Annotated in this window: 21 protein-coding genes; 13 read left to right on the plus strand and 8 right to left on the minus strand. The window is 47.5% G+C overall.

Annotated features, from left to right (window positions below):
• The first annotated feature begins 29 nt into the window (after positions 1-29).
• Complete coding sequence (locus DP_RS00605; protein WP_011187366.1) at positions 30-2948, plus strand: insulinase family protein; 2919 nt, start codon at positions 30-32, stop codon at positions 2946-2948.
• Positions 2949-3031: 83 nt separating this feature from the next.
• On the opposite strand, the gene DP_RS00610 is transcribed toward DP_RS00605, so the two are convergent.
• From DP_RS00610 to DP_RS00620, 3 genes are all read right to left on the minus strand, one after another.
• Positions 3032-3268, minus strand: coding sequence for a YgdI/YgdR family lipoprotein (locus DP_RS00610; protein WP_041277438.1), 237 nt, complete (start codon positions 3266-3268; stop codon positions 3032-3034).
• A gap of 130 nt (positions 3269-3398) precedes the next feature.
• Positions 3399-3854: a glycine zipper domain-containing protein gene (locus DP_RS00615; protein ID WP_041277439.1), complete on the minus strand. Its 456-nt coding sequence runs from the start codon at positions 3852-3854 to the stop codon at positions 3399-3401.
• Positions 3855-3946: 92 nt separating this feature from the next.
• Positions 3947-4468 carry a hypothetical protein gene (locus tag DP_RS00620; RefSeq protein WP_041277440.1) on the minus strand — a complete coding sequence of 174 codons (522 nt, stop codon included), beginning with the start codon at positions 4466-4468 and terminating at the stop codon, positions 3947-3949.
• Positions 4469-4721: 253 nt separating this feature from the next.
• Here DP_RS00620 and rsmB point away from each other — a divergent pair, with 253 nt between their 5' ends.
• From rsmB to DP_RS00650, 6 genes are all read left to right on the plus strand, one after another.
• A complete protein-coding gene (gene rsmB / locus DP_RS00625) occupies positions 4722-6086 on the plus strand; it encodes a 16S rRNA (cytosine(967)-C(5))-methyltransferase RsmB (RefSeq protein ID WP_011187369.1) in 1365 nt (454 codons plus the stop codon).
• Between the two features lie 144 nt (positions 6087-6230).
• Positions 6231-6809, plus strand: coding sequence for a DUF6657 family protein (locus tag DP_RS00630; protein WP_011187370.1), 579 nt, complete (start codon positions 6231-6233; stop codon positions 6807-6809).
• A 36-nt stretch (positions 6810-6845) separates the two neighbouring features.
• Positions 6846-7946 carry a M24 family metallopeptidase gene (locus DP_RS00635; RefSeq protein ID WP_011187371.1) on the plus strand — a complete coding sequence of 367 codons (1101 nt, stop codon included), beginning with the start codon at positions 6846-6848 and terminating at the stop codon, positions 7944-7946.
• An 18-nt stretch (positions 7947-7964) separates the two neighbouring features.
• Complete coding sequence (locus tag DP_RS00640; protein WP_011187372.1) at positions 7965-8297, plus strand: hypothetical protein; 333 nt, start codon at positions 7965-7967, stop codon at positions 8295-8297.
• A 140-nt stretch (positions 8298-8437) separates the two neighbouring features.
• The gene (locus DP_RS00645; RefSeq protein ID WP_011187373.1) at positions 8438-10720 is read left to right on the plus strand and encodes an aconitate hydratase; all 2283 of its coding nucleotides are present in this window, start codon (positions 8438-8440) and stop codon (positions 10718-10720) included.
• A gap of 179 nt (positions 10721-10899) precedes the next feature.
• A complete protein-coding gene (locus tag DP_RS00650) occupies positions 10900-12213 on the plus strand; it encodes a CBS domain-containing protein (RefSeq protein ID WP_011187374.1) in 1314 nt (437 codons plus the stop codon).
• A 31-nt stretch (positions 12214-12244) separates the two neighbouring features.
• On the opposite strand, the gene lon is transcribed toward DP_RS00650, so the two are convergent.
• The 3 genes from lon to DP_RS00665 all read right to left on the minus strand — a co-directional run bounded on the left by lon (position 12245) and on the right by DP_RS00665 (position 16697).
• The gene (gene lon, locus DP_RS00655) at positions 12245-14671 is read right to left on the minus strand and encodes an endopeptidase La (RefSeq protein WP_011187375.1); all 2427 of its coding nucleotides are present in this window, start codon (positions 14669-14671) and stop codon (positions 12245-12247) included.
• 180 nt (positions 14672-14851) lie between these two features.
• On the minus strand, positions 14852-15691 hold the full coding sequence (locus DP_RS00660; protein WP_156792168.1) for a hypothetical protein: 840 nt from the start codon (positions 15689-15691) through the stop codon (positions 14852-14854).
• A gap of 142 nt (positions 15692-15833) precedes the next feature.
• Complete coding sequence (locus DP_RS00665; RefSeq protein ID WP_011187377.1) at positions 15834-16697, minus strand: protein phosphatase 2C domain-containing protein; 864 nt, start codon at positions 16695-16697, stop codon at positions 15834-15836.
• A 228-nt stretch (positions 16698-16925) separates the two neighbouring features.
• Between DP_RS00665 and DP_RS00670 the strand changes: the two genes are divergently transcribed.
• The 6 genes from DP_RS00670 to sstT all read left to right on the plus strand — a co-directional run bounded on the left by DP_RS00670 (position 16926) and on the right by sstT (position 23825).
• A complete protein-coding gene (locus tag DP_RS00670) occupies positions 16926-17276 on the plus strand; it encodes an ArsR/SmtB family transcription factor (RefSeq protein WP_011187378.1) in 351 nt (116 codons plus the stop codon).
• A gap of 10 nt (positions 17277-17286) precedes the next feature.
• A complete protein-coding gene (locus tag DP_RS00675) occupies positions 17287-18369 on the plus strand; it encodes an SO_0444 family Cu/Zn efflux transporter (RefSeq protein ID WP_149005191.1) in 1083 nt (360 codons plus the stop codon).
• Between the two features lie 131 nt (positions 18370-18500).
• Positions 18501-20855 carry a GGDEF domain-containing protein gene (locus tag DP_RS16415; RefSeq protein ID WP_011187380.1) on the plus strand — a complete coding sequence of 785 codons (2355 nt, stop codon included), beginning with the start codon at positions 18501-18503 and terminating at the stop codon, positions 20853-20855.
• 113 nt (positions 20856-20968) lie between these two features.
• A complete protein-coding gene (locus DP_RS00685) occupies positions 20969-21781 on the plus strand; it encodes a TatD family hydrolase (protein ID WP_011187381.1) in 813 nt (270 codons plus the stop codon).
• The gene (locus DP_RS00690; protein ID WP_265588575.1) at positions 21759-22460 is read left to right on the plus strand and encodes a tRNA threonylcarbamoyladenosine dehydratase; all 702 of its coding nucleotides are present in this window, start codon (positions 21759-21761) and stop codon (positions 22458-22460) included. Before DP_RS00685 ends, DP_RS00690 begins: the two co-directional genes overlap by 23 nt.
• Positions 22461-22610: 150 nt before the next feature.
• A complete protein-coding gene (sstT, locus tag DP_RS00695; RefSeq protein ID WP_041277444.1) occupies positions 22611-23825 on the plus strand; it encodes a serine/threonine transporter SstT in 1215 nt (404 codons plus the stop codon).
• Positions 23826-24108: 283 nt separating this feature from the next.
• On the opposite strand, the gene DP_RS00700 is transcribed toward sstT, so the two are convergent.
• Positions 24109-25020: a DMT family transporter gene (locus DP_RS00700; protein ID WP_041277445.1), complete on the minus strand. Its 912-nt coding sequence runs from the start codon at positions 25018-25020 to the stop codon at positions 24109-24111.
• Positions 25021-25188: 168 nt separating this feature from the next.
• Entirely contained in the window at positions 25189-25617 is a 429-nt protein-coding gene (locus DP_RS00705) for an NfeD family protein (protein ID WP_041277446.1), read from the minus strand.
• Positions 25618-25938: the final 321 nt, after the last annotated feature.

Raw genomic sequence — 25938 nt, forward strand, 5'->3', positions numbered from 1 at the left:
CTCTCAACCTCAGAAATCACAAAGAGCAAATGACCTATATTAATGGAAAAGAGTACTTTCAGTTCATCCTAAAGAAGAAGCTTTTTATCGCCGAAATAAACTCCACCGTTTATCTCTTTGAACATAGCCGCCTGGGATGCCCCGTTGTTGCCATAAAAAACGATGACCACAATAAAACCTTCTCTGCGGCCTTCAACACCATCCCTACCGATTCAACGGGCGTTGCCCACATCCTTGAGCACTCCGTCCTGATGGGTTCTGAAAAGTACCCGGTAAAGGATGTCTTTGGCGAGATACATAAGGGCGGGCTCATGACCTTTCTCAATGCCATGACGGGATCAGACATCACCTATTACCCCTTTGCCACCAGAAATATCAAAGAATATTTCAGCATAATGGATGTCTACTGTGACGTGGTATTTAAGCCACTCCTCGATCCAGCAACCTTCGAGCAGGAAGGTTGGCACTATCATCAAGAGGCAGAGGATGCCCCCCTGGAATTTCAAGGCGTGGTCTATAATGAGATGAAGGGTGCCTTTTCAGATCCTATTCGCCATATTTTCCACAATATATACGGTGGACTTATGCCCGACTCCACCTACGCCCACGAGTCAGGCGGAGACCCCAGAAACATCCCCGATCTCAGCTACCAGGAGTTCTGCGATTTCCACAGCCAGCACTACCATGCCAGCAATGGTATGTATTTTTTCTATGGAGATGCCCCCCTGGAAGAAGAGCTCCAATATCTCGAGAAAAAATTTGACGCCCACTTTCCAGAAAAGGGTGAAAAAGCGGTAGTCATAGAAGGCCCGGGAATTAAGTCCCCTGTTTCCATTCACAAAACCTATGCGGTGGATTCCACTGACACAAAAGAGAAGACCTTTATTGCCGTTGGCACCAACATAGCCAAGGTCACCGAACGAGAAAAGAATACCGCCTTCCAAATTATCGCCAATATCCTCTTTAACTCAGATGCCTCTCCTCTAAAAAATCGTATTGTCTCAAGTGGACTCTGTAAGGATTTTGGCGGACTCTACATGGCATCATCCTCCTACCAGACCTTTATGCTCAGCTATTTGGTGGGAAGTGAAGCGGAACATCAAGAAGAATTCGTCCGGATCTACCAAGAGGCACTGCAGGATATGGTAGAGAATGGGCTTGACCACGAACTGGTGCTCTCTGAGCTCAATAAATTTGAATTTGACTATCGAGAAGATTCGAGCAAGGCACAACGAGGACTGGACCTTATCGGCAAGGTTATGCCCGCTCTAAAATATGGAATGGACCCCTTTGCCTGCCTGGAAAACGAGTCAATGCTACAGGACCTGCGCAAAAAGGCCTTGGAAGAGGGTTATTTTGAGCAGCTTATCAAAGAATTCCTCCTCGATAACCCTGCCACGGTCACCCTCAGCCTAAGCCCCGACCCCCAAAAACAGCTCAGCACCAAGGCTGAAGAGGAGGCGCGCCTACAGAGCTACGACCAACAACTGAGCGAGACTGAAAAGGTACAGCGCATTGCCCGCACCCAAGAGCTGATGCAAGAGCAGCAGGAAGCCAATAGCGTTGAAAATTTGGCCCTCTTACCAAGTTTGACCCTTAAGGATCTCTCAACATCCTTTGATTTCCACCAGGCAAGTACCGTTAAGGTGGCAGATAAAGATGTTTTAATCAGTGATCTTGACACCAACCACATCGCCTATATAGATCTGGGCTTTGATTTTTCCGCCATCCCAGCTCACCTCCTCCCTTGGTTCGATATCTTTGGCACCATTATCACCGAAATAGGTACCGAGCAGCTCAACTATATGTCCTTTGCCAAGGAGGTTGCAACCAGCACAGGTGGTTTCTCCTTCTCTGCAAGCGTCTATGGCAACATCGACCGGGAGAAGACCCCACGTCCCATCGCCTGGTTTCACCTAAAATGCTTGCCGGACTATCTGGAAAGGGCAGTAAGCCTTATCAGCTCCCTACTCAGCAAACCATCCTTTGCCGACCGGGCTCGAATTCAGGAGATTGTCGGCCGGGAATTTGCCTGGACTGATCACTCCGCCCAGAGCGAAGGATATGGCCTTGCCGCCGGACGAGCTGAGGCACAGCTCAGTATAGGCGGAGCTTACCGGGAAATGTATGGTGGGATCACCGCCTATCGAGCCCTGAAAGACCTTGCTCTGAACTATGAGCAAAGAGAAGAGACCTTTCTGGCAGGACTAGAGGAGATAGCGCATCTCCTTCTCAATCAACAGAACCTGCAAATAGGCATCACGGCAAACAGACCGCAGATAGAGCACTTCCTAAAACTCTGCCCGGCTCTTATCAAGAGCCTCCCTACACACAGAGTCAGCCGCCAGAAACCGCCAGTAATGAACCTGGCAAAGCATGAGGCATTTATTACCTCGGCAGAGGTTGTCTTTGCCATCCAGGGGGCAAACCTCTTCCCTCAGGGCAGCGGTTACAACGGCCACTTCGAGGTGCTTAAAACCTATTTTTCCAGGGATTATCTGTGGAATACAGTACGGCAAATGGGTGGAGCCTACGGCTGTTTTATCCAGTTCAGTCAGCTCAATGGCAATATGCTCTTTGTCAGCTACCGTGATCCACAGGTTGCTAAAACCTACGATGCCTATAACAGGGTCGCCGAGGTAACCAAAAACCTCTCCCTGCCACGCGAGGTGATGGACCAGCTTATTATTGGCACCTATGGTGGATTCACCCCACACCAGAGCCAGGCAAGCAGAGGGGCAGTTGCCCGCAATGAGTTCATCAGCGGTATCACTCCCCAATATAAAGAGGCACGGATTGAGGAGATCATCTCAACAGAGGTTGGCGATCTACGCAAATTTGCGCCTCTTCTGGAGGAGATGCTGACAAAGAGCCATAGAACAGCTATTGGTAATAGAGCAAAGCTTGAACAGGATGCATCTCTCTTTGACAGGGTAGAAGAGCTCTAACAGAAAAGAGGCCTTACTGTGGTAACAATAAGGCCTCTTTTCATTGGGAATATCCCGGTCATCAAACTTAGCAAGACAGGGTATTACTGCTGGTCAGCAGGAATATCAGATTCTTCCATAAGTTTTACGTCATCACGGTCAAGAACCATCTCCCTGCCATCGGGACCTGTAAAACTTAACTGATCATGACTGTCCACCTCAGGACGATCCTGGGCATAATAGACCTCACCGGCAACGGTGGTAATCTTATAAGGCTGACTACAGGCAATAAGCTGCGTAGCGACAAACAGTACAAGCGCACATAGTATGGTTCTTCCCATAACTTCCTCCTAGCATACAGATATTTGTTTAAAAACTGATGCGCCACCGATACAAGTGGGCAGAGACACTCACAGAGAATCAACCTTCGACAAGGAGCCAAGAAGGGGCCCTCTTTTCCATGAGGGGACTCTAATTTTGCAGGTGCCACTTACCATAGGCGTCACGGCAGGCCGTTGTATGAGCAATCTCCTTACGGCCGTCAACAACAGCCTCTACGGTCGCCTCACGACAAATTTTTCTAGTACTCTCATTGGTGTAGGAAGGTTGCGGAATAACTCTATACTGATTGCCGGAGTCAGGATTAACCCAGGCAGTTGCCTGCCCCGAAGGCCCCCTTTCATAGACGGTATTTAAACGCTGCTGATCAGCCTTATCCATCTCATTACCAATGACATAACCAAGCACTCCACCAATTGCTGCGCCCAAAAGAGTTGCCTGAGTATTATGCCCTATGGCCTGACCTATGAGGGCACCTGCGGCAGCCCCACCTACACCGCCCTGGCCACCCTTATTCATATTACTACCTGCACATGAACTCAGAGAGAGAGTTAAGGCTACAGCGCCAACTGCTAATAATTTCCTCATAGACGGCTCCACATTATGGCATAACACCAATATATTTTTCACAGCAATTCAGCTATGTACTCATTCTTTTTAACAATTCCGACCCAAACCCCCTACTTTGTGAGTGAAGACCAGGCATTACGTATTTTATCTACCATCCTCTGCCACAGGCTTTTAGCTTTCTCCTTGGTATCACCAGCACCATCTTTGACGGCATCAATACCATCTTTGCTCTTCTCTTTAACAACAGCGACACCCTCTTTGCCCTTTTCTTTACTGTCCTGCAAAACCTTGGCAGTAGATTCCTTGGTCTTTTCATAGCCCTTAGAGGTAACATCCTTAGTGTCCTGCCAAGCATCCCCTGTAACGTCTTTGGCTTTATCATAGCCCTTAGAGGCAGCCTCTTTAGTATCCTGCCAAGCCTCAGTTCCAGCTTTTTTGCTATCCTGAAGGAGCTCATGACCGGCCTCCTTAGACTTCTGCCAGGTGCTATCCTGAGGTTGAGTAGGCATGACCTGTGCCTGATTCTCTGCAGGCTGAATATTAGAATCGTCCTTAACCTCAGCAAGCGCAACAGAGGAGCTCAGCAAAAGTAGTAAACAGCAGGCTAGAAACTTCTTCGATACATGTTTCATAGAGACTCCACTATGGTATAATTTTAATCTTACTGAGTAGCCTTCCCCCAGCCTTTTCTTTTTCCTATAAAAAAGGGTTCTTATAGAAAGGGTATTAAAAGAAGGACGAAAAACCAACCGTTTTTTAACTTTTTATTACAATTTCACCCCTATTTAGAACAAAAATTTGTTCTTTTATCCATCAGTGTATATTGTAGAAAAATGATTTTACTAGATATATTAAAAATTCACGCTTCCCCTTACAGATAAAAAAATGAAAACATCTTCGAGATATATTGCGGCCGAAACACTTTGCCAGGTCTACAAAAAACAACAGCCGGTAAAACCAATTCTGGAAAAACTGTGCCAACAAAAACAGCTCAACCCACGGGAACGATCTCTGGCCATGAATATGGTCTTCGGGGTACTGAGAAAACGCCAATATCTCGATATATTACTGCGAAAACTCAGCACAGTACGCCTAAAAAAGCTTGATCCTTTTGTCCACCAGGCACTGACGGTGGGCCTTTACCAACTATTTTTTCTCGATTCAATCCCTGAATCTGCCATCGTTAATGAAGCTGTCAATAGCTGTAAAACAGCCAAAGTACATAAACGACTCCATGGGTTCGTCAACGGCATACTGCGTAATGCAACAAGACAAAAAGAGGCTCTTGCCAATGGCATGAAAGAGCAGGAACAGGAAATCCACACCACCCCGAGTGGGTTGTTCAAACGATGGCAGGAGCGCTTCGGCCTTGAAAAGGCAAGATACATCTGTGAAATTAACGGTGAGGAGCCACCTCTGACTCTGCGGGTTAACAGTACAAAGACCAGCATTGACGATTTTGAGGCCCTCCTTACCAGAGAGGGAATTACGGGCACAAGAGGGCCGGCCCCTGAAAGCCTTATCATCGAAGACTACCAAGGCCTTATTGGTGATATTCCCGGCTATAAGGATGGCCTTTTCCAGGTGCAGGACAGTGCCGCTCAACTGGCGTCTCTGCTCCTCCTCCCCATAAAATCGGGTGGACACTACCTCGACGCCTGTGCCGGTCTGGGAGGGAAAACGAGCCATATCATCCAGTTAGGCGCGGACAAAGAGATAAAGGTGATAGCCGTTGAACCAGATGCCAAACGGAAAGAAAAATTTATCACCAATATAGAACGACTCTTTACTCACCATGAGGTAGAGCTACACCCCACCTCTTTGCAGGAATTCAAAGCCAGCAACACCCAAGCCTTCGATGGCATCCTGGTCGACGCCCCATGCTCCGGCACAGGCGTTATACGCCGACAGCCAGACATTCGTTGGAACCGCAAAGAGGAAGATTTCCTGCAGAAGCAGATCATCCAACTGGAAATTTTAAGCCTGGCCGCAGAGATGTTGGCCCCGACAGGAATACTGGTATATGCAACCTGCTCTCTTGAGATTGAAGAGAACGAGGATCTTATTAAAAAATTTCTTCTCCTCTTCCCTGACTTCTACTTGACGGACTGCCAGAATTACCTACCTGAAGAGGTAGGCGAGCATATTCGCCCGGCAAAAGATGGTGATGGGAGCTTCTTTGCCCCCCTTCCCTCTAAGAGACTTGATGGTTTTTTTGCAGCACGCCTTGCCAGAAGAGATAAGCAGTAAGGTTTTCTTTGCTATCCGCCCCTCTTTTATGTACATTTAGCCTGCTTTTAAAAGGCATAATTTAAAATTAATTTTCTCTAACGAAGCGATCTGGCTCAGGGGAAATACACAAATAATTACTAATGAAAATAATAGGATAAAAGAATGGCTGAAATAAAAAGTACCATAGAAATGGTTCTTGAACGAGCTGCAAGAATGGAAAAAGAGACAACAGAGGTGACAGGCGCAGATTACAGCAGAGACGGAATGCGACTGGGGGCAAGCTTTATGAACGGAAAAGAGGCCGATATAATGGCATCTTTACGAGCCCAGGATGAAGACAAACAGACAAGCATGAAGTCCGGAATCCTGCAAACCCTGCTACGAAATATCACCCTGCCACGGGATACAGATATGCAAGCCGCAGCTCATAAAGCGCTCTCCGGCCTTATTGAACTCTGTCAGGGAGTGGAGGAGCCTGCAAATATTTGCACTGAGCTTCAAACAATAGTGGACCAGTATGCCCAGCATAAGGAGCAATCGACTGAACAACTCGAAAATGCCCTTCGGGACCAGATGCAACAACAGTATGCCGCGCAGGGCAGAGAGGGCCAGGAAGTAAATCCGGTAGCACACCCTCAGTATGCAGCAGAGCTCTCCAAAATGCTCGATGACCTCAACCAGCAATATACTCAGGCCATAGAGCAGCGTAAGGAGATCATTACCCAACTTATAGGGGCTTAAACCATATTAAAAGCAGGAAAACACGGGGATAGTGCTATGAACTATGCAAAACGTATAAAAAAAATACAAAAGACTCTTTCCAGAAAGAACCTTGATGCCCTCCTTGTCAGCCAACCGGAAAATCGTCGTTATCTCTCGGGGTATACAGGAGGTGACCACGGCATCGGTGAAACATCAGGTGTTTTAATTATCCCCGCCAAGGGCAAGGTTCATCTCTTGACCGATTTTCGCTACCAGCTCCAGGCAGAACAGGACGCCAGCTGGACCAAGGTCCTCATTTATACCAAGGGCCTTATCCCCCTGCTCCTGAAACTCCTGCCTGAGCTCGGCATCAAGACTCTAGCCTTTGAAAGCGACTACACCCTCCACTCCTTTGCCAAGAGCCTCCGAGAAAAACTAGGCACAGTTGGAGTCACAACAACTCCAAGCCTTAATCTCATCGAGAAAATGCGCCTCATCAAAGATGAGGATGAGATCGATGCTATTCGCAGATCAGTTCTCCTCAATGAAGCTGTCTTTCAGGAGGTCTATGCAGACCTCAAGCCCGGTATCACAGAAACAGAGCTTGCCATCAAGATCGAGGCCACCATGCGACGCAGAGGTGCCGAACGCCCAAGTTTTGATACCATTGTCGCATCAGGGAAAAACAGCGCCCTCCCCCATGCGGTTCCTGGTATGGATAAGATCAGAAAAGAGAGCCCCCTGACCATTGACATGGGACTTATCCTGGACGGTTATTGCTCTGATATGACCAGAACCTTTGTCCTCGGTAAGCCCGGCAAAAAATATTTAAAATACCACCGCCTTGTCCGCCGGGCCCAGCTTGCCGGCATGAAGGCGGTTCGAGCCGGAGTTACAGGCCAAGAGGTCGATGCCGTAGCACGTAAGATAATCAGCGATGCAGGCTATGGGGAATATTTTGGGCATAGCCTGGGCCATGGTGTAGGCCTGGCCGTCCACGAGAACCCCCGCCTCTCCTTTTCCAACAACAAAAAACTGAGAGAGGGCATGATCGTCACCGTGGAGCCTGGAATCTATATCCCTGGTTGGGGAGGAATCCGACTGGAAAACATGGTCGTTGTCCGTAAAGATGGCTGTGAAAACCTCAACCAGGACACAACATTTTTAGACCTATAACCATAAAAAGAGTTTAAAATGCGCCAATTTGTCATAGATGAACTTTCCCCCATGGAAAGGGATAATATCGATTCTTATCTCAAACGCAATACCAAGATAGGACCAATGATTGGCCTCTATTGGATTGTTCTGCCAGAGGAACTCCTCTCCGAGGCGCAACTGGGACATGAAGAGCACGGACCATTCTACATCGCCGTTGAAGTAGAACAGCACTCTGTCAAATTTGAACTCCTTGTCCGCAGTAAGAGTAATTTGCACTGTACATGCATTGCCCATGCAAGCCCTGAGCAACGACAATACATACTAGGCTTTATTGATAAGATGGTGACTGAAGAGATGATCAGATCATAATTCAGCCAGCCGCTGAAAGTGCATCTCAGCACCGATGCACTCCCTAGCACCCTGCACTGGGAAGTAGGTCATGCAGACAGATAACCCTGCTACCAACAGTTCCCTTATCTACCCCGTTTTTTTCGACCATAGGAGACATTATGAAGACATCCGTTGACTCTACTGCCACATTTATTGAAAAGGTTTACCAGAGAACCACCGAACAGCTCAAAACAGTTCGTGCTCGCCTTAACCGACCTCTGACCTACACCGAAAAAATAATGTATGGTCACCTTGATGATGCAGATAATGCAGAGCTCATCGCCGGCAAGAGTTATATCAAGACAAGGCCTGACCGCATCGCCTTGCAAGATGCAACCGCCCAGATGGCAGTACTCCAGTTTATGTTGGCTGAAAAGGATGAAGCTGCAGTACCCGTCACCATCCACTGCGACCACCTTATCCAAGCATACAAGGGCGCGGAGACTGATTTACCCATAGCCAAAACCGAGAACAACGAGGTCTATAATTTTCTCTCATCGGCCTCGAAACGATACGGCTTTGGCTATTGGCATCCCGGGGCAGGAATTATTCACCAGGTGGTACTGGAAAGATACGCCTTTCCTGGTCTCATGATGCTTGGCACAGATTCCCACACCCCAAACGCAGGAGGAATGGGAGTCTTTGCCTCGGGTGTTGGCGGCGCTGATGCCGTAGATGTTATGGTTGATATGCCCTGGGAGGTACTTCACCCACAGGTTGTCGGAGTCCACCTGAAAGGAAAGCTGCAGGAGTGGAGTTCCCCCAAGGATATTATCCTCAAACTCTTGGAAGTACTCACCTGCTCCGGCGGCACCAACCGGGTATTTGAATATTTTGGCGAAGGGGCCGCAAGCATTTCCGCCACCGGCAAGAGTACCATTTGCAACATGGGTGCTGAACTGGGGGCAACCACCTCCCTCTTCCCCTACGACCAGTCCATGGCAACCTATCTCCAGGCCTGTGGTCGTGGCGAGGTAGCAGATCTGGCTAACCAATACCAGACTATACTTCAGGCAGATGACGAGGTACTGACAAATCCCGAGTCCTACTACGATAAGGTTGTGGTCATTGATCTTGATAAGCTCGTGCCCTATATCGTCGGCCCGCATTCCCCGGATAAGGCCGCTACCGTAGCAGCTCTTGCCGAACAGGTGACAATTAACGGCTACCCGGAGAAGATCTCCGCCACCCTTATTGGCTCCTGCACCAACTCTTCCTACGAAGATATGGGACGCATTGCAGCCATTGCCGACCAGATTATAGAAGAGGGCGCTCAGCTGAAGACCCCACTCTATATAACTCCAGGATCGGAACAGGTTCGGGCAACCATTGAAAGGGACGGTATTCTGGAAAAACTCCTCCAGATTGGAGCAATAGTTCTCACCAATGCCTGTGGCCCATGTATTGGCCAGTGGCGACGAGATGATCAGGTTCCCAATACCCCAAATACAATTGTCAGCTCCTACAATAGAAATTTCCCTAAACGAAACGATGGCAATCCCGAAACATGCAGTTTCCTTACCAGTCCTGAAACATGTATGGCCTATGCCCTGCATGGCAGCCTGGCGGTTAACCCCTATACCACCCCGATAGAGGGCAAGAATGGCCCCTTTCTCCTCAAGACACCGGGAAGAGTTGCCGAGGTGCCCGCCCAGGGCTTTGTCTGCGACCAAGAGGGATTTCAGGCACCGATCGCCAAGGAGGAGAGGGCAGGAATAAGTGTGGAAATCTCCCCTGATTCTAAACGCCTGGCCAAACTCATCCCCTTTCCTGCTTGGGATGGCAAGAACTTTAAAGATCTACGTCTCCTCCTCAAGGCAAAGGGAAAATGTACCACCGATCATATCTCGCCCGCTGGCCCATGGTTACGCTTTCGAGGACATCTTGATAATATTTCAGATAATATGTTTAGTGGTGCTATCAATAGTTTTACCGGTATGGCGGGCAGTGGCATCAACCAGCTAGACGGCAAGGTGGAAGGATTTAATCAGATTGCCCGGGCCTACCAAGCGGCAGGTGATAGCTGGCTGGTAGTAGGGGACAATAATTACGGCGAAGGGAGCTCTCGGGAACATGCTGCCATGAGCCCTCGACATATGGGTGCCAAGGTCGTCATCTGTAAAGCCTTTGCCCGTATCCATGAGACCAACCTGAAAAAACAAGGGGTTCTGCCCCTCACCTTTACCAGTAGCAATGATTACCAACTGGTCCAAGACGGCGACAGAATTGATGTCTTAGGGGTAAAAGAGATAGCTCCTGCCAGCGCACTCCAGGCCGTACTCAAACATAGCGATGGCAGCAGCGACAGAGTCGAACTCCAGCATTCACTGAACCAGGAGCAGATAAGCTGGTTTAAGGCGGGATCTGCCCTCAACTACCTGCGTCACGAGCTGAACGAATAGCAAGCTTGCACAAAGCTCTTTTCTTCTAATCTCTGCCTCGCAGTCGTGGCTTAGCTGATATTTATTAAAAAATACCAATTTTTCAATAAATATCAACGGGTAAGAGATAGCCTACACAGCAGGCTATCTCTTACTATTTTTCTTTCATGAAAAAATAACCATCAAGCATCTGGATATATATGAAAAATGCACCACGGCAAATTATTACCAGCCACATAAACACAGATTTTGATGCCCTAGCCTCTATAATTGGCGCCACCCTCCTCTACCCCGGTAGCATCGGAGTGGTGCCCAAGATGGTGAATAAAAACGTCAGTCGTTTTCTCTCCACCCATAAGAGTGCCTTTGACCTCATCCTGCCCAATGAAATAGACCCGGAAAAGGTAGAAAAGCTGATCGTCGTCGATACCGATCAATGGCAGCGACTTGATCGGATGGAAAAGCTCCGGGAGCGGAATATCGAAATTGAGGTTTGGGACCACCACATTCATAATATAGGAAACATCGAAGCAGGGGTTATCCGTAAGGAGAATGTCGGAGCAACTATCACCCTGCTCTGCCGCGAAATGCAGGCACGCAAAATCACCCTTTCCCCCCTGCAATCAACGGTAATGCTGATTGGCCTCTACGAAGATACCGGCCGCCTCTCCTTTCCCGCCACCACGCCAGAAGATGCCATGACAGCCGCCTATCTGTTAAAAAACGGGGCCGACCTCAATGTCGCCAGTTTTTTCCTGGCCCCACCCTACGAGGAAGAGCAAAAAGATATTCTCTTTGAGATGCTCAAAAGCACCGAGAAGGAGCATATTAACGGCAGGAAGATTGGTTTCAATATCGTCCACCTCAAAAAGGTGACACCCAATCTAGCAGGTGTTGTCAGCAGTTACAGAGGATTCATCAACGTTGCCGCAGTATTTGTCATCTTCGTCAGCGACTCATACTGCACGGTCATTGCCCGTAGTGGCAGTAAGGCAATTGATGTCGGCCTCATCCTTCAGGAGTTCGGAGGGGGAGGACATCCCGGGGCAGGATCAGCAACTATCAGAGGCGAGGACTGTGATGGAAAGAAGATACGAAGCATCATTCGGGAAAAGCTAAAAAACAACTCAAACCATCATGTCCAGATTGCGGACATAATGTCTTTCCCCGTTGTCTCTGTACCACCAACCATGCCCATGCGAAAGGTGCGGGAGATAATGGATGAGAAAAACATTCGGGGCATCATTGTTGCCGAAGATGATCAGATTGAAGGGGTTGTTGTCCTCTGTGATTTCAAAAAGATTAAAAAAGAAAACCAATGGAACAGTCCGGTAAAGGCATTTATGACCCGTGGAGTCACCACCATTACCCCAGACACTCCACCCTCAATTGCAGCCGAGATAATGAGCGATCAGGGTATTGGCTATCTACCCGTTGTCCATGAGAATAAAATGATCGGTATTGTTACCAGAACAGATGTAATCAGATATATCTATGGCCTGGTACCAGAATAGGGAGAGGCACTCAAGTGCCCCTCCTCTGAACCTACTTAAAGCAAATTTTCAAAACATCTTCGAAAGTTTCCACAAACTTAGCAGAAAGGTCCTCTTTGATATAATCCGGTAACATATCAAAATCTTCCTCATTTTCCTTGGGCAGTATCACCTGCTTGACATGGGCCCTCCGAGCAGCAATCATCTTCTCCTTCACCCCGCCAATGGGCATAACAAGTCCTGTCAGAGTAAGTTCCCCTGTCATTGCCACTCCGGGCACGATGGTCTTTCCCGTTGCCATGGAGTAGAGGGAGCAGGCCATGGTGATGCCGGCAGATGGCCCATCCTTAGGCGTTGCTCCCGCCGGTACATGAAGATGAATAAAGTTTTTATTAAAAAACTTCACCGCAGCAGAATCATCCCCCAAGAGAAAACGAATATAACTATAGGCAATTTCAGAAGATTCAATCATGACCTTGCCCAGTTGGCCTGTTTGCTTAAAACCGCTATCCCCCGTGGGCACAGCAAGAGACTCTATATAGAGGGTCGTCCCCCCCATGTTCGTATAGGCAAGGCCTGTGATTACTCCCACCCGCGGAGTGCTATAAACCTGCTCCTCGGCAAAGAGACGTCTACCCAAAAGTCCCCGGAGATCACGCTTACGAATACGTACCTTCTCCAAACCACCGGCTAAATGAGAGGTAATCGTCTTACGCAAAATCTTTCTTATACAGGTCTCCAAGCCACGCACACCTGCCTCACGAGCATAGCCTTCTACGATGGCAGTTAAAACAGGGTTTGAAATAATAATCTGGGAGGGACGCAAACCATGATGTTTCATCTGACGAGGAATAAGATGCTTTCTGGCAATGGCTATCTTCTCTGCCAAAATATAACCGGGAAGCTCTATACGCTCCATACGATCAAGAAGGGCCGGAGGAATAGTATCCAATAGATTTGCTGTACAGATAAACAGAACCTTAGAGAGGTCAAAGCGTACATCAAGATAATGATCCAAAAAATCACTGTTTTGCTCAGGATCAAGCACCTCCAGCAGAGCCGAGGCAGGATCACCACGAAAACTGGCTCCGATCTTATCTATCTCATCGAGCATAATAAGCGGATTAGCAGACTTACAACTCTTGATAGCCTGAATAACCTTACCTGGCATAGCGCCAATATATGTTCTTCTATGACCCTTTATCTCCGCCTCATCCCGCATCCCACCAAGGGAAAAACGAAAAAATTTGCGGCCAAGACTTCGGGCAATGGACTGCCCCACCGATGTCTTTCCTACCCCCGGGGGACCGGTAAGGAGAAGAATGGTACCGGTTAACTCTCCCTTAATGGAACCCACCGAGATAAGTTCAATAATGCGATCCTTCACATCATCAAGGCCATGGTGATCATCATCAAGAATCTTCCGGGCCTTTTTGACACTGTAATTGTCCTTCGTGTAAACACCCCATGGCATCATAGTAAGCCAATCAAGATAGGTTCGACTGACGTTAAACTCTGGAGAAGATGGCCCCAAGAGCCTGATTTTTTCCAGTTCTTCATCTATTCTTTCCTGAGCCTCTTCAGGGAGATGAAGATCTTTTATCCGGTTTTCGTATTTTTCCATCTCCGTCTGGGTATCATCTTTGGTCAGACCCAACTCTTTTTTAATCTCTTGCAACTGCTGTTTCAAAAAAAACTCTCGCTGTTGCTTGGAGAGTTGCTCCTCAATCCTTGAGGAAATCTTCACCTTAAGCTTTGATATTTCCAATTCCTTCTTAATAAGGACAAGGGCAAGCTCTATTCGTTTGCGAACACTACGGGTGGCGAGAACCTTTTGAATTTCAGGTCCAGACGAAGTTGTCATTGCCGCAGAAAAATCCGCAAGGGAGCCCGGCTCATGCAAGTTTATTCGCTCAATCAATAAGGATAATCCTTCCCGAAAAATCGGGTTCAGATGGACAAGCTCCTTAATACTATCAATAATTGCCGTTGAGTAAGCCTTAAGCTCATCAGTAACTTTTATTTTTTCTTCTTGCCAATACTTAACCTCTACCTGGAAGAGCGGCTCTTTTTTGATGAGCTTAACAACATCGAAGCGAGCCTTAATCTCTACAATAAACTGCAGAGGCTCACCAATGGTAAGGGGAGAAATTTGTATCACCTTGGCGACCACCCCCACATCATAAAAATCATCCGCCGACTCAGGTGCCTTGACCTGACCATCCGGATCCTGCCTCGTTAAGAGAAGAGCAAAAAACAGAGGTACTTTTTTATCCTTTTGGCTAAGGATGAATTTTTGCAAACGCATATCTTCAATAATAATCGGCCCCATCATCTTAGGAAACATGGGCCTTTCATAGAGAGGGATGACCATCAACATCTCTGGCAATATATCTTCCATACGGGCAGGGAATTGCAGATCATCATGATCTGGATTTTCCACACCATCTGGGGTCAAAATCGTAGGTTCTTCCGCCATGAGTTCTCCTTTGCAATCTATGCGACAGGAAGAGATATTCGTCTTTTCAGCAAAATCCCCCCTGTCTTTTATAGAACAATCTGTTTTGAATACCTTATAGCCTGATTCAATTCTCCACTCTTATTAAGAAAATATCAAAAAGAAAATGGCACAGATGCGACAGCATGGTCAAAAAAAATATCAATCGGATAAAGTGGCTTGCAAAAGTTTTTCCAAGGATGGCTTTTTCTGAAAGAGAAGCTCTTTAAAGAGATCCGCACAGACATGTTGTGGATTGTTTCTTAAAAAATCGTAGGCTTTAACATAATTACGCTGGACGAAGACCTGAACCATCTCATCTATTTTAGGATGATCCGGAGCCACTTCAAGAATAAAGATGATGGCATTAGGGGTCAGATGAACAATCTTGTCGCTCTCCTTAATTGCATAAATACCCTCAAATATGGTTGCAACCTGAGGGTGCCCCAGCTCCTCCTGAAGGAGAAGAACGGCAATATTGGGATGAGAGTGAAACATCTCTTGAATAAGAGCTGCTGCATGTGGACTTTCCGGCTGATCCTGAATAAAATCATAGGCACAGGCAATGTCTATGGAGGCAAGATCCCTTGCCAGGGCTGAGCTCAAGGGATGATCGGGCATTGTCTGCAAAATATAGGCAATAACAGTTGATGACAATTCGTTTACATAATCTTCTTCAAGCTTATACATCCCTTCAATAATAGAGGAGGCGCCCTTATGATCCGGCATCCTCTCAAGCAACCTTACGGCACTGTCATAGTTCAAGCCCTTCATAGACTGAGTGGTCGTTGCATACATCTGGTTTAATAAAATTTCCGCCTGAGCTGAATCTGGATAATTATCAATAAAATCAAAGGCCCGGGCAAAATCCCAACCGGTTATCTGGCCCGGCTTAGACTTAACTGCCTCAAAATCATCAAGAATTTTCTGTTCCGCAGCTGTCACAGGCTGAGTCGACTGCTTATCTTCTGCCTTACTACCACCCCAAAGATTCCACATCATATTAACCATCCTTGTTATGAATAATCCCTGCCAACCATTAAAATGACTGACACTTAAACACGGTAAAGCTACCTTTCCAGAAAAGTTCAGTATACCTCAACAGAGAATAGTTAACCAAATTTTTTTAAATAAAAAAGACGCCTCAGCAATCAATATTACTAAGAATTTTCAGTGATATGGCACTAGCATCATCGTGCTTCTTAAACCTGGGCCAGGAGATACAGTCGGGATCACTGTTCTGCCACGAACGGACATCTTCACGAAGGGCGGCAAGACCGCCATTCTGATAGGCTTTGACCATTTTCCCAAGTCCGCTCTGCCCCTCACCGGGGAGCAACAGGCCATCGGAAAAGAGAAGCATGTCGACAATACCGGCACGGGGTTCAAGACCTGTCTGCAAAAAGCCCAAAGCCCTCTCCTCCCCTGTCAAGACACCATAATCAATATTCATGCGCCGACGAACCTCGATAATTTGTTGACGCATTCTGGGATGTTTCCGGGAAGTGGACAAGCCGCCAAGAGACTCCATCAACGCCAGAGTCTGCCTGTCATGATCCTCAACCCTGTTTATCTGCCGATAGGAACCATCTCCATAAATAAAGAGCAGTCGACAATCGCCAAGGGCACACCACTCTATACTGTTTCTATGAATTTTAATAACGGCAAGGCTGGTAGCCCATAGATTTTCACCAAGAGAGCGATCCACCCCCTCTTGCTCCATCTTTTGCCATATAGCCCTATTGGCAACCGTCGCGCGCATGGCAAGAGTTCCCTTCCCCCTGGCAAAGGTTTCTGCTGCAAGGTCCGCAGCTATCCTCCCACCGGTGCTACCACTGTACTTACAGGAAACCAAACTTGTGGAGCCATCGTAGACGCCAAAAACATCGGCTGTGATAGAAAGAGAATCCTCGTTAACAGCACTACTGCCCTGCTCTAGCAGGCTCTCCACAAAATAATCTTCAGTATAAGAAACTGGTTCCTGCAGTGACGTCTGTAGAGAGCACATAGTCTATCTATTCCCCTGATGGTGAGTTGTTATAAGTAAAAAGCGCATTACTCCTTCTACAATAAAAAGCCCAGGGGAATAAGGCCAATCCCTTTTTCCGATACTCTCTCCTCAACTCATCCAATTTGCTGATAAGCCCTCTTTTGTGAGAACAAAAAGATTGACAAGAACAGGGAAAAAACTATATATGAACATATATTCACATATAACAAAGGAGGGACAATTATAATGGCCGCAGACAAATGCGACACAAGAATCATTCACGCTGAGCGGGTAGCAAAAGCCCACAAAACAGCGATACAAGGAGAAGAGGCAGAGACCCTCTCTCAATTTTTCAAGGTGTTTAGTGACCCTGGAAGGTTACGGATTTTATCTGCCCTCCGCCATCAGGAGATGTGCGTCTGTGACCTCGCTGCCTTTTTACAGGGTTCAGAATCAGCAGTAAGCCATCAGCTTCGCCTGCTGCGCACCATGAACCTGGTGAAAAATCGCCGAGAAGGTACTGTCCTCTACTACCGTCTCACGGATAAACATGTAGACGAAATCATTGTCACTGGACTAACTCACATCAAAGAATAAGGAAGATATCATGTTCGAAACCATCGATAAGGTGCTGTTCGCCTCCTGGGCAATACTCCTTGACTCCGCACTCTATATGCTCATAGGAATCTGCATCGCAGGGTTCCTCAAGGTATTTCTCAACCCCAACTTTATTAGCCGTCATCTGGGGCAGGGTCGCTTTGCCTCCGTACTCAAGGCGGCATTTCTAGGTGTCCCCCTACCGCTCTGATCTTGTGGCGTGTTGCCGGCGGCAGCATCACTGAAGAAACAGGGCGCAAATAATGGGGCAACAACTGCCTTTCTTATCTCAACCCCGGAATCAGGAGTAGATTCAATAGCGGTAAGTTATGCCCTGCTTGATCCCATCATGACCATAATGCGCCCCCTGGCAGCATTCGTTACCGCTACCCTGGCAGGATTTTTAGAAAATATTATCTCCTACAAGAGGCAAGCTCCTGCCATCCAAATGTTTTCAGAGGTTGAAGAGACAGAGGAGTGCTGCTCCGACCCTGCCTGCGGCTCGACCAACAGGAGCGGTGACACTCTACGGCACAAACTCGTAGAGGGTATTCGTTTTGCCCTCTTCGATGTATGGGCAGATATTGCCCTGTGGTTTTTTGCAGGTGTCATCCTTGCCGGAAGCATTACCGCCCTGGTACCAACAGGAATAATAGAGAACTGGCTGGGTGGAGGCATAGAATCACTCCTGTTAATGCTTGTCTTTGGTATCCCCCTCTATATCTGCGCAACAGCATCAACGCCAATTGCAGCCGCCCTTATCCTCAAGGGAGTCAGCCCCGGAGCTGCCTTGGTTTTTCTCTTGACAGGACCTGCTACCAATATCACTTCACTATCAGTTCTATTGAAGATACTGGGAAAGAAGGGCACCATCAGATACCTCATCTCCATTGCCGTAATGGCAGTGATTTTTGGCCTGCTAACCGATTCCATCTACAGCAGTCTGGGGATTTCCCCACGGGCAATTATCGGTACAGCCGCAAAAATTGTACCTGATACAGTACAGATAACCTGCGCCATAATTCTGGTATTGCTCACCTATAACCCCCTGTTTACTTACCTCAACATAACGTTTAAAAAGAAAAAACGATAAAAGATCCTTGTCTTATTGGCCTAACCTATAGTAATTTAGTCTACAGGTTAGGCTGTTCCTTTTAAAGCCCAATAAAAACCTCACTTTGATGACATCTACTCCCCCCTTACCCGCCCCCAAAAGGAGGTTTCATGCACTCAGGTCGTTTATGGCAACGAATAGTAAATACAGAACGCTGGGGACTTCGGGCACGACTGGCATATACTACTGGATTTCTTTTACTTATTGGCGCATCGGTCACTCTCTTTGCCATAGCAAGTAGCCTCCATCACAGTACCGAAAAAAGCATCCAAACAAGAATAGACAATTTCACCATCCTCCTCTCCCAGGCAACGACTCATATCTCCTCACAGCTTCTGGAAGAGGCAAGCTATATCAGTATCAATCCTGATGTCCAGAAAAGTCTCAGACAAAATAAGCCTGACCTCCTAGGCGACAAGATTTTCACCTCTCTGGAAAAAATTGCCCTTCTCAGTAAACGCTCACCAACACAGATTCAGATATTCACCCCAACCCTTAAACCATTTTTCCAAGCCCAGACCAACATCCCAGCAAGAGGAGCCGATGAGTTTCCTCTACTCAAGGCAAGCAAAACATCTTTACAGCCAGCAGCAGGACTTAAAAAGAGCTCGGGGAAAATAGTCTTTACGGCAAGTGTACCTATTACTTACCAAGGGCAGCTCATTGGCTTTGCCCTGGCGACACGCCCCTTAGAAACACTCAAGCTCAATCTGGACCAGACAATCTCCCATAATTTTAGCCTCATCATAAGCACCGATCAAGAAAAGACACCAAAGGCCACCGGCAAAAAAGAGCGCATTGCTATGAGCTGGGGGATTCCCGATCAAACCAACTCAGCCCCCACAACCTTACCCTCCAAGTCCATCTACACCAAAATAGTTCCCCTTATGGCCTACGATGGCAAAGAAATTGGCACCACCCAGATTAACTTTGACGGCAAGGCCTTCTTAAGCCAGGCAGAAAAGACCATCTACATCCTCTTTTTCACCACCGTCATCGGTGTAAGTCTGGTCTTCCTCTCTATCTTTTGGAATGTCAATATGATCCGTGACTGCCTGAAGCAGATCAAAAAATCACTTATCTCATCGCACTCCAATGATTTTAGCGAACGCTTCAACCTCAAGCCCGTTCACTGCCGGGAAATGTTAAACTGCTCCCACAAAGAGTGTCCTGTCTACCAAGAACCAAGCAAAATCTGCTATCTGGAAACCGGAGATGAGGCCATTTCTCCCGCCAACAGAGGTGCCTGCATTTTTTTAAACCAATACAAACACTGCACAAACTGTCCTGTCTACGAGACACAACGCGGAGATGAAATAACGGAGATCAAGCAGATTGTAAATACCATCATGGGCCTGTGGAGCGACTTTCTGGGAGATGTTTCCAATCTCCTCGCCGATGTCTACAAAAGCACTCCCAATGAAAAACCAGGGCTCGATGATATATCAAGTTATCTTGAGCATATGGCAAGACTAACAGTCTATAGTCACGACGTTCAGGGAGCCAGCAACCAAGAGGAGATATACAAACAGCTGGAATATGTCTTCCAACAGCACTTCCATCTTCATAAGTTCAACCTGCTGAAGGTAGATAGCACTGAAAACAGAATGACACCTGTTATCTCCAGGCAAAACATAACAGAGAGCCATAATTCTGTTTTCTTTGACTGCTCCCTCTGTCGGGCAAGACGAACAGCAGAAATGGTCTGCTCCAACAACAACCCCCACCTCTGTCCCTTCTTCGGCCTGGAAAATGAGATGGAAATTCGCTGTTGCCTGCCAATGGTCATGCATGGAAGGGTGGGAGCAATTTTCACCTTTACCACAAACCGCAACCAATGGTCGGTCACCCAACGCGAAATCGTTATCATACAAAAATATTTAGATGAGACAGCCCCCATACTCTCATCACTGCAACTCCTTGAGGCGACCAAGGCTCAATCTTTGAAAGATCCACTCACTCGCTGCCATAATCGCCGTTTTATGGATGAATATTTAAAACATCTCGAAGTTCTCCATAAACGTGAGCCACAACAAGTCGGCTTTATCATGGCTGACATTGATCACTTCAAGATGGTAAACGATGAAGAGGGACACCAGGCTGGCGACAGCGTCCTCCGCCAACTGGCCAAAATATTAAAAATGGTAATCCGCGAGCAGGACCTCACCATCCGTTATGGAGGAGAGGAATTTCTCATCATCCTCCACAATATCAGCGAGGCAAGCGCCCCCGAAATAGTAGGAGAAAAGATCAGGGCTGCTGTAGAGAAGACACCACTTACCCTGCCCGGTGGCAAACAGATCCAAAAGACCATCAGCATAGGGACTGCTAATTTCCCCAAGGATGCCAGCAAGCTGTATCAGGTTATCAAGTTCGCCGACGTTGCCCTCTATAAGGCAAAAGAGCAGGGCCGCAACCGTGTCCTCGGCTTCAACAAATCGATGTGGATAGATGAAAAGTACTAGCTCAAACCCCGACAAAGGGGACAGAGGAAGCAGCTAACTGGCAACCTTCCTCTACCCCCCTCCCCGATGGCAAACAATTTCTATTTCTGGCGACCAGAACTCAAGAGGAAAAAATGTCTCATAGCACGGACTTTCAGGACAGCCACCTTCACCTCAGTCATCTCAGCCAGGAAGATATAGACAATATTGTCAGCAAGGCCCTAAATCTCAACATTCAGCGCCTCTTTGCCAATACCGCCGAGGAAGAGGAATGGGCAGGGGCCATCCAGGCAGGCAAGAGGTGGCAGGCCGTGACTCCCTTTCTTGGCATCCATCCCTGGTATGCAGCACATGCAACCCCGGGCTGGCAGGAGAGACTGGAGAGGATAAGCAGGGAAACGGGCTGCGCCATTGGTGAAATAGGCCTCGACAAAAAATGCCGTACCGAGACAGAGACTCAGGAATCGGTATTCAAAGATCAGTTAGAAATTGCCTATCGCCATGGGCGACCAATATCAATACACTGCTTGGGAAGGTGGGAAAGGACAATTAACATGCTGCAGGATGCGCGGGGCCAAAAACAGGGTACGCCCCTCCTCTTCCACTCCTATTCTGGTTCAGTGGAGACAATGCAGAGGCTGATTCGCCTTGGCGCCTCCATCTCCTTTTCTCTGCAAAACCTCAACCAGAAAAAAAGCTTTGAGGTTATGCTGCAGACACCCCTTGAACATATTCTTCTTGAAACAGACCTGAGCTATCAGGTACAAGACAAGGCTACAAAACAAAAGGCCACAATAGAACACATTATATTACTCTATGAAAAAGTTGCTAAGGCCCGTCATATCTCAGTAAAGGAACTCTGTGAACAAACCTGGAAAAATGGATCGATTTTCACGATTAAAGGCACTAATAGGCGAAAAAAGAGTGGAAAGACTGGCAGCACGTAGCGTCACCATCGTCGGCATCGGTGCCGTTGGCGGTCATGCCATGGAGGGACTTGCCCGCTCAGGCATTGGCCATTTACGCCTGGTTGACTTTGACCGGATTGACCCCAGTAACATCAATCGACAGCTGCTTGCCCTTGACTCCACGGTGGGAAGATTGAAGGTAGAACTTGCCCAAGAGCGCATCTACCAGATCAACCCCCAGTGTAAGGTTGAAATACTGCCGCTCTTTGCCAATCAGGAGAGCATAGATAAGATTCTTGACCCCAAACCGGATCTTCTCATCGATGCCATCGACGCCCTCAACCCAAAGACATGTCTACTTGAGGCAGCATTTCGGCACAAGATCCCCACTATCTCGTCCATGGGGGCCGCCCTGCGCACAGATCCAACAAAAATAACCTACGGAGACATTTTCGACACCCGCGGTTGCCCTCTGGCCAAACAGCTACGCAAACGTCTGCGCAACCGGGGTATAGGGGAGGGCATCTTCTGCGTATACTCCCACGAGGCGGTGAACTTCAACTACGGTAACGAAGGCGCAGACGAGCCCAACGACAAGAGTTTGGGGCGTTCACGTAATATCCTTGGTTCTACTCCAACAATTCCGGCAATTTTCGGACTAACAATTGCGAATCAAGCAATTTTTGCCCTTGCTGAAAAAGAGATCTCCTTTTCCTAGCAATCGTTTTACCCTTTCTCACTCTTCTGTTTACAGAAATGAAACACGTAGTATATAGATCTATAATTATTTATGAGAATAATTCATTAACAGATGCTGCCAGAAAGGCAGTGTTACTCACTTAGGACAAGATTAAAGGAAAAATTCGGTATGGAACAGAACAACTCTCTTTTTTCTCGGATAATAAATGCTAACCTCGTGTTACAAATTATCTTTGGTATTGCCGCAGGTATAATCCTTGCTACAGTCTCCCACGATCTTGCAAAATCAGCAGCCACCCTTGGTGGCCTCTTTGTTGGAGCACTTAAGGCCGTAGCCCCAATCTTAGTGTTTGTTCTTGTGGCATCTTCTATTGCCAATCAGAAAAAGGGCAGCAACACCAATATGAGGCCAATCATCAGCCTCTACCTCATTGGCACCCTACTGGCTGCTCTTACCGCAGTCACCATGAGTTTTGCCTTCCCCACAACACTTGTCCTGGTGACAGGCGCCGAAGGTGCAGCCCCCCCCCAGGGAATCATTGAGGTACTAAGGACCCTTGTCTTCAAAATAGTGGACAATCCGATAAACGCTCTGAGGACCGCAAACTACATTGGTATTCTTGCCTGGGCCATCGGCCTTGGTATTGCCCTTCACCATGCCTCACAGAACACCAAGGATGTTTTGAGCGACATGAGTCACGGTGTCTCCTTTATTGTCCGTTTTATCATCCGCCTTGCCCCAATCGGTATCTTTGGCCTTGTCGCCAACACCATTGCCGAGACAGGATTTTCGGCCCTTGGTGGATACGCAAGTCTTCTTGGCGTGCTTCTTGGCTCCATGGCAATTGTTGCCCTTGTCATTAACCCGCTCATGGTCTTTATCAAGATCAGAAAAAACCCATATCCACTTGTCTTCACCTGTCTGCGTGAAAGTGGGGTGACCGCATTTTTCACTCGCTCAAGTGCCGCAAATATTCCAGTAAATATGACCCTCTGTGAGAAGCTCAACATCCACGAGGACAGTTACTCTGTATCTATCCCACTGGGAGCAACCATCAACATGGCAGGAGCGGCCATCACCATCACTGTCCTTACCCTTGCTGCGGTAAACACCATGGGTATCCAGGTGGACATGTTCACCGCCCTCCTTCTCAGTGTTGTGGCAGCAATCTCTGCCTGCGGAGCATCCGGGGTTGCCGGTGGATCCCTGCTCCTCATCCCCCTTGCCTGTGGCCTCTTCGGTATTTCAAACGATGTGGCAATGCAGGTTGTAGGTGTAGGTTTTATTATTGGTGTTATTCAGGATTCAGCTGAGACTGGCTTGAACAGCTCAACGGATGTTCTCTTCACCGCTGCCTGTCATAGGGCCAGGGAAAGATCATAAGTCCAACAAATAAAGGTCTGTTGCAAAATAAGATGGCCAAAATTTCGCTCAGGCTTGGGTCAGATTTGGCCGCGCCGATTGAGCAAAACCGCAGATGGAGCAGGGCTACATCGAGGACTTTGCGATTGAGAAGCGGTCGAAGATGACCCGAAGCTGAGATGCAAGATATTCATGTTATTTTCTGACAGGCCCTAAGGGTTTCAGCGATGGATACCATAATTGAATCTATTCTGTCCTACTGGATATGAAACTTGGGGACTCTTTCTGTTGGTCTCCCTATTTTTTATTGCCTCTCTGCACGTTCCTCTAGTTCAGTCCCACCTCTTTGAATCAAATACATGGCAGCTATCACAATAAACAGTCCCGGCAATATCTGATAATGGGGCAGGCCCTTACCCATAAATAAGTTGAGGAAAACAACAATGACTGGATAGAGATAGCTATAGGATGCGGCCCTGATTGGTCCGATCACCGACACAGCGATCTGATTACAATAGAAGGTCACTATTGTGGCAAAAATTGCCAGGTAGAGAATCCATCCCCAGCAACTGCCGGGAACAGCCGACCAGCTATAGGTAAAGACCAGACGGAAATTAAGGAGAAGCAGCCAACAGGCCCCCGTCACCAGAATCCAGAATGTCATCAGCAGGGCCGATTCCCCCCTCTGGCAGATTTTGATAAACGGGGAGTAGAATCCCATCAAGAGACAGCCGGAGAGAAAGATAAGATCACCCTTATTCCAACTCAAATGTTGCCAAAAGAAGAGGTCACCCTGACAGAGAACCCATAGGGCACCAATCCCACCACAGAGCAGGGCAAGTAGCTTCGCCAGCGAAAATCTTTCCCCCAGCAAAATCATCGAATAAAAATAGGAAAAAAGAGGTGTTACGGCAAAGATGACACTGGTATTAAAGGCCGTTGTATAGCGAAGGCTGAAAAACATTAGCCAAAAAAAGCCAACCAGACAGCCACTGACCAGAGAGGAACGAAAAAAAAGGGAGAGGGAAAAGGAGAGGTCGGAACGCAAGCCGACAACGAGAAGGACAATAAGAGCCGCCACCGTAAAGCGCACCAAGGTAAGAAGCCCCGGATCGATTTGCCCTGCGACCATCTCACCGGCGATAAAGGATGTTGCGACAAAGCAGGAGGAGAGGAGCATCAAGATATGCGCCCAGATTCGTTGACGATTTACCATATTTTTTTCTCTACTTTTTATAGACAGGAGCAAAAAAGATCACCTCGGCGATACGACCAAAGAAAAAAAACCTGCTCCTACAAAAAGGGCAGGTTTTTCTGTTTTAGATCCCAATCTCTCCCAAACCGCCACCCTCACCAAGGAGGACAATCTCTTATATTTAATAAATTATTTACCTACGTGCAGAACGGGACCATCACGCCTCACCACATAAACAGTCTGCCCCTCTTCGATAAAAATATCGGCCGTGGCCTGCCAAACATGATCCAAAATCTTTACCCTGCCGACGGCAGGAGGGGCAATAAGGGCTACAACTTCCCCACGTGCACCCACCTCGACCACGACCTCATCCACCTCATCACCTGCAAAAAAACTTCCCTTAAAAATTTTCCTATAGGAACCAAGAAGAAAGAGGGAGAGCAACAGAAAGATCACCAATTGCCAAACCATATTGACCGGATAGAGCCAATTTAATGCTGCTACACTAGTAGCCCCGACAGCAAAGAAAAAAAGCACCAATCCTGGAGTGGCAAGCCCCATAAGAAGAAGCATACCGCCTATTACCAGCCAAAAAAGACCCGAATCTATAAATTCCATAAATAACCTCAAAGGCATATAAACAACAGGCAAAAGCCTGTTAGAAAGGTTAAAGATTGGCACAAACCTTACCGCACAGGTCGCCCCCTCTCTCTACCAGTAAATTGTAAACAAAACCGCACTAAACGCAGGGAACAGTGTGGGCGCAATCCTTACCCTGGCTCCACAGAGGATAAACAATTTCCATTTTTCACCTGCAGAAAAGTAGATCAGAACAAAAAACAAGGTCTTATCCCCATGAACCATACCTACCATAAAATGAGTATATTTTTCACCGTTTTCGACAAAACACCACAAGCCTAAACCTGCCCGGAAGGCACC

Source organism: Desulfotalea psychrophila LSv54 (genome assembly GCF_000025945.1).
Lineage (GTDB): Bacteria > Desulfobacterota > Desulfobulbia > Desulfobulbales > Desulfocapsaceae > Desulfotalea > Desulfotalea psychrophila.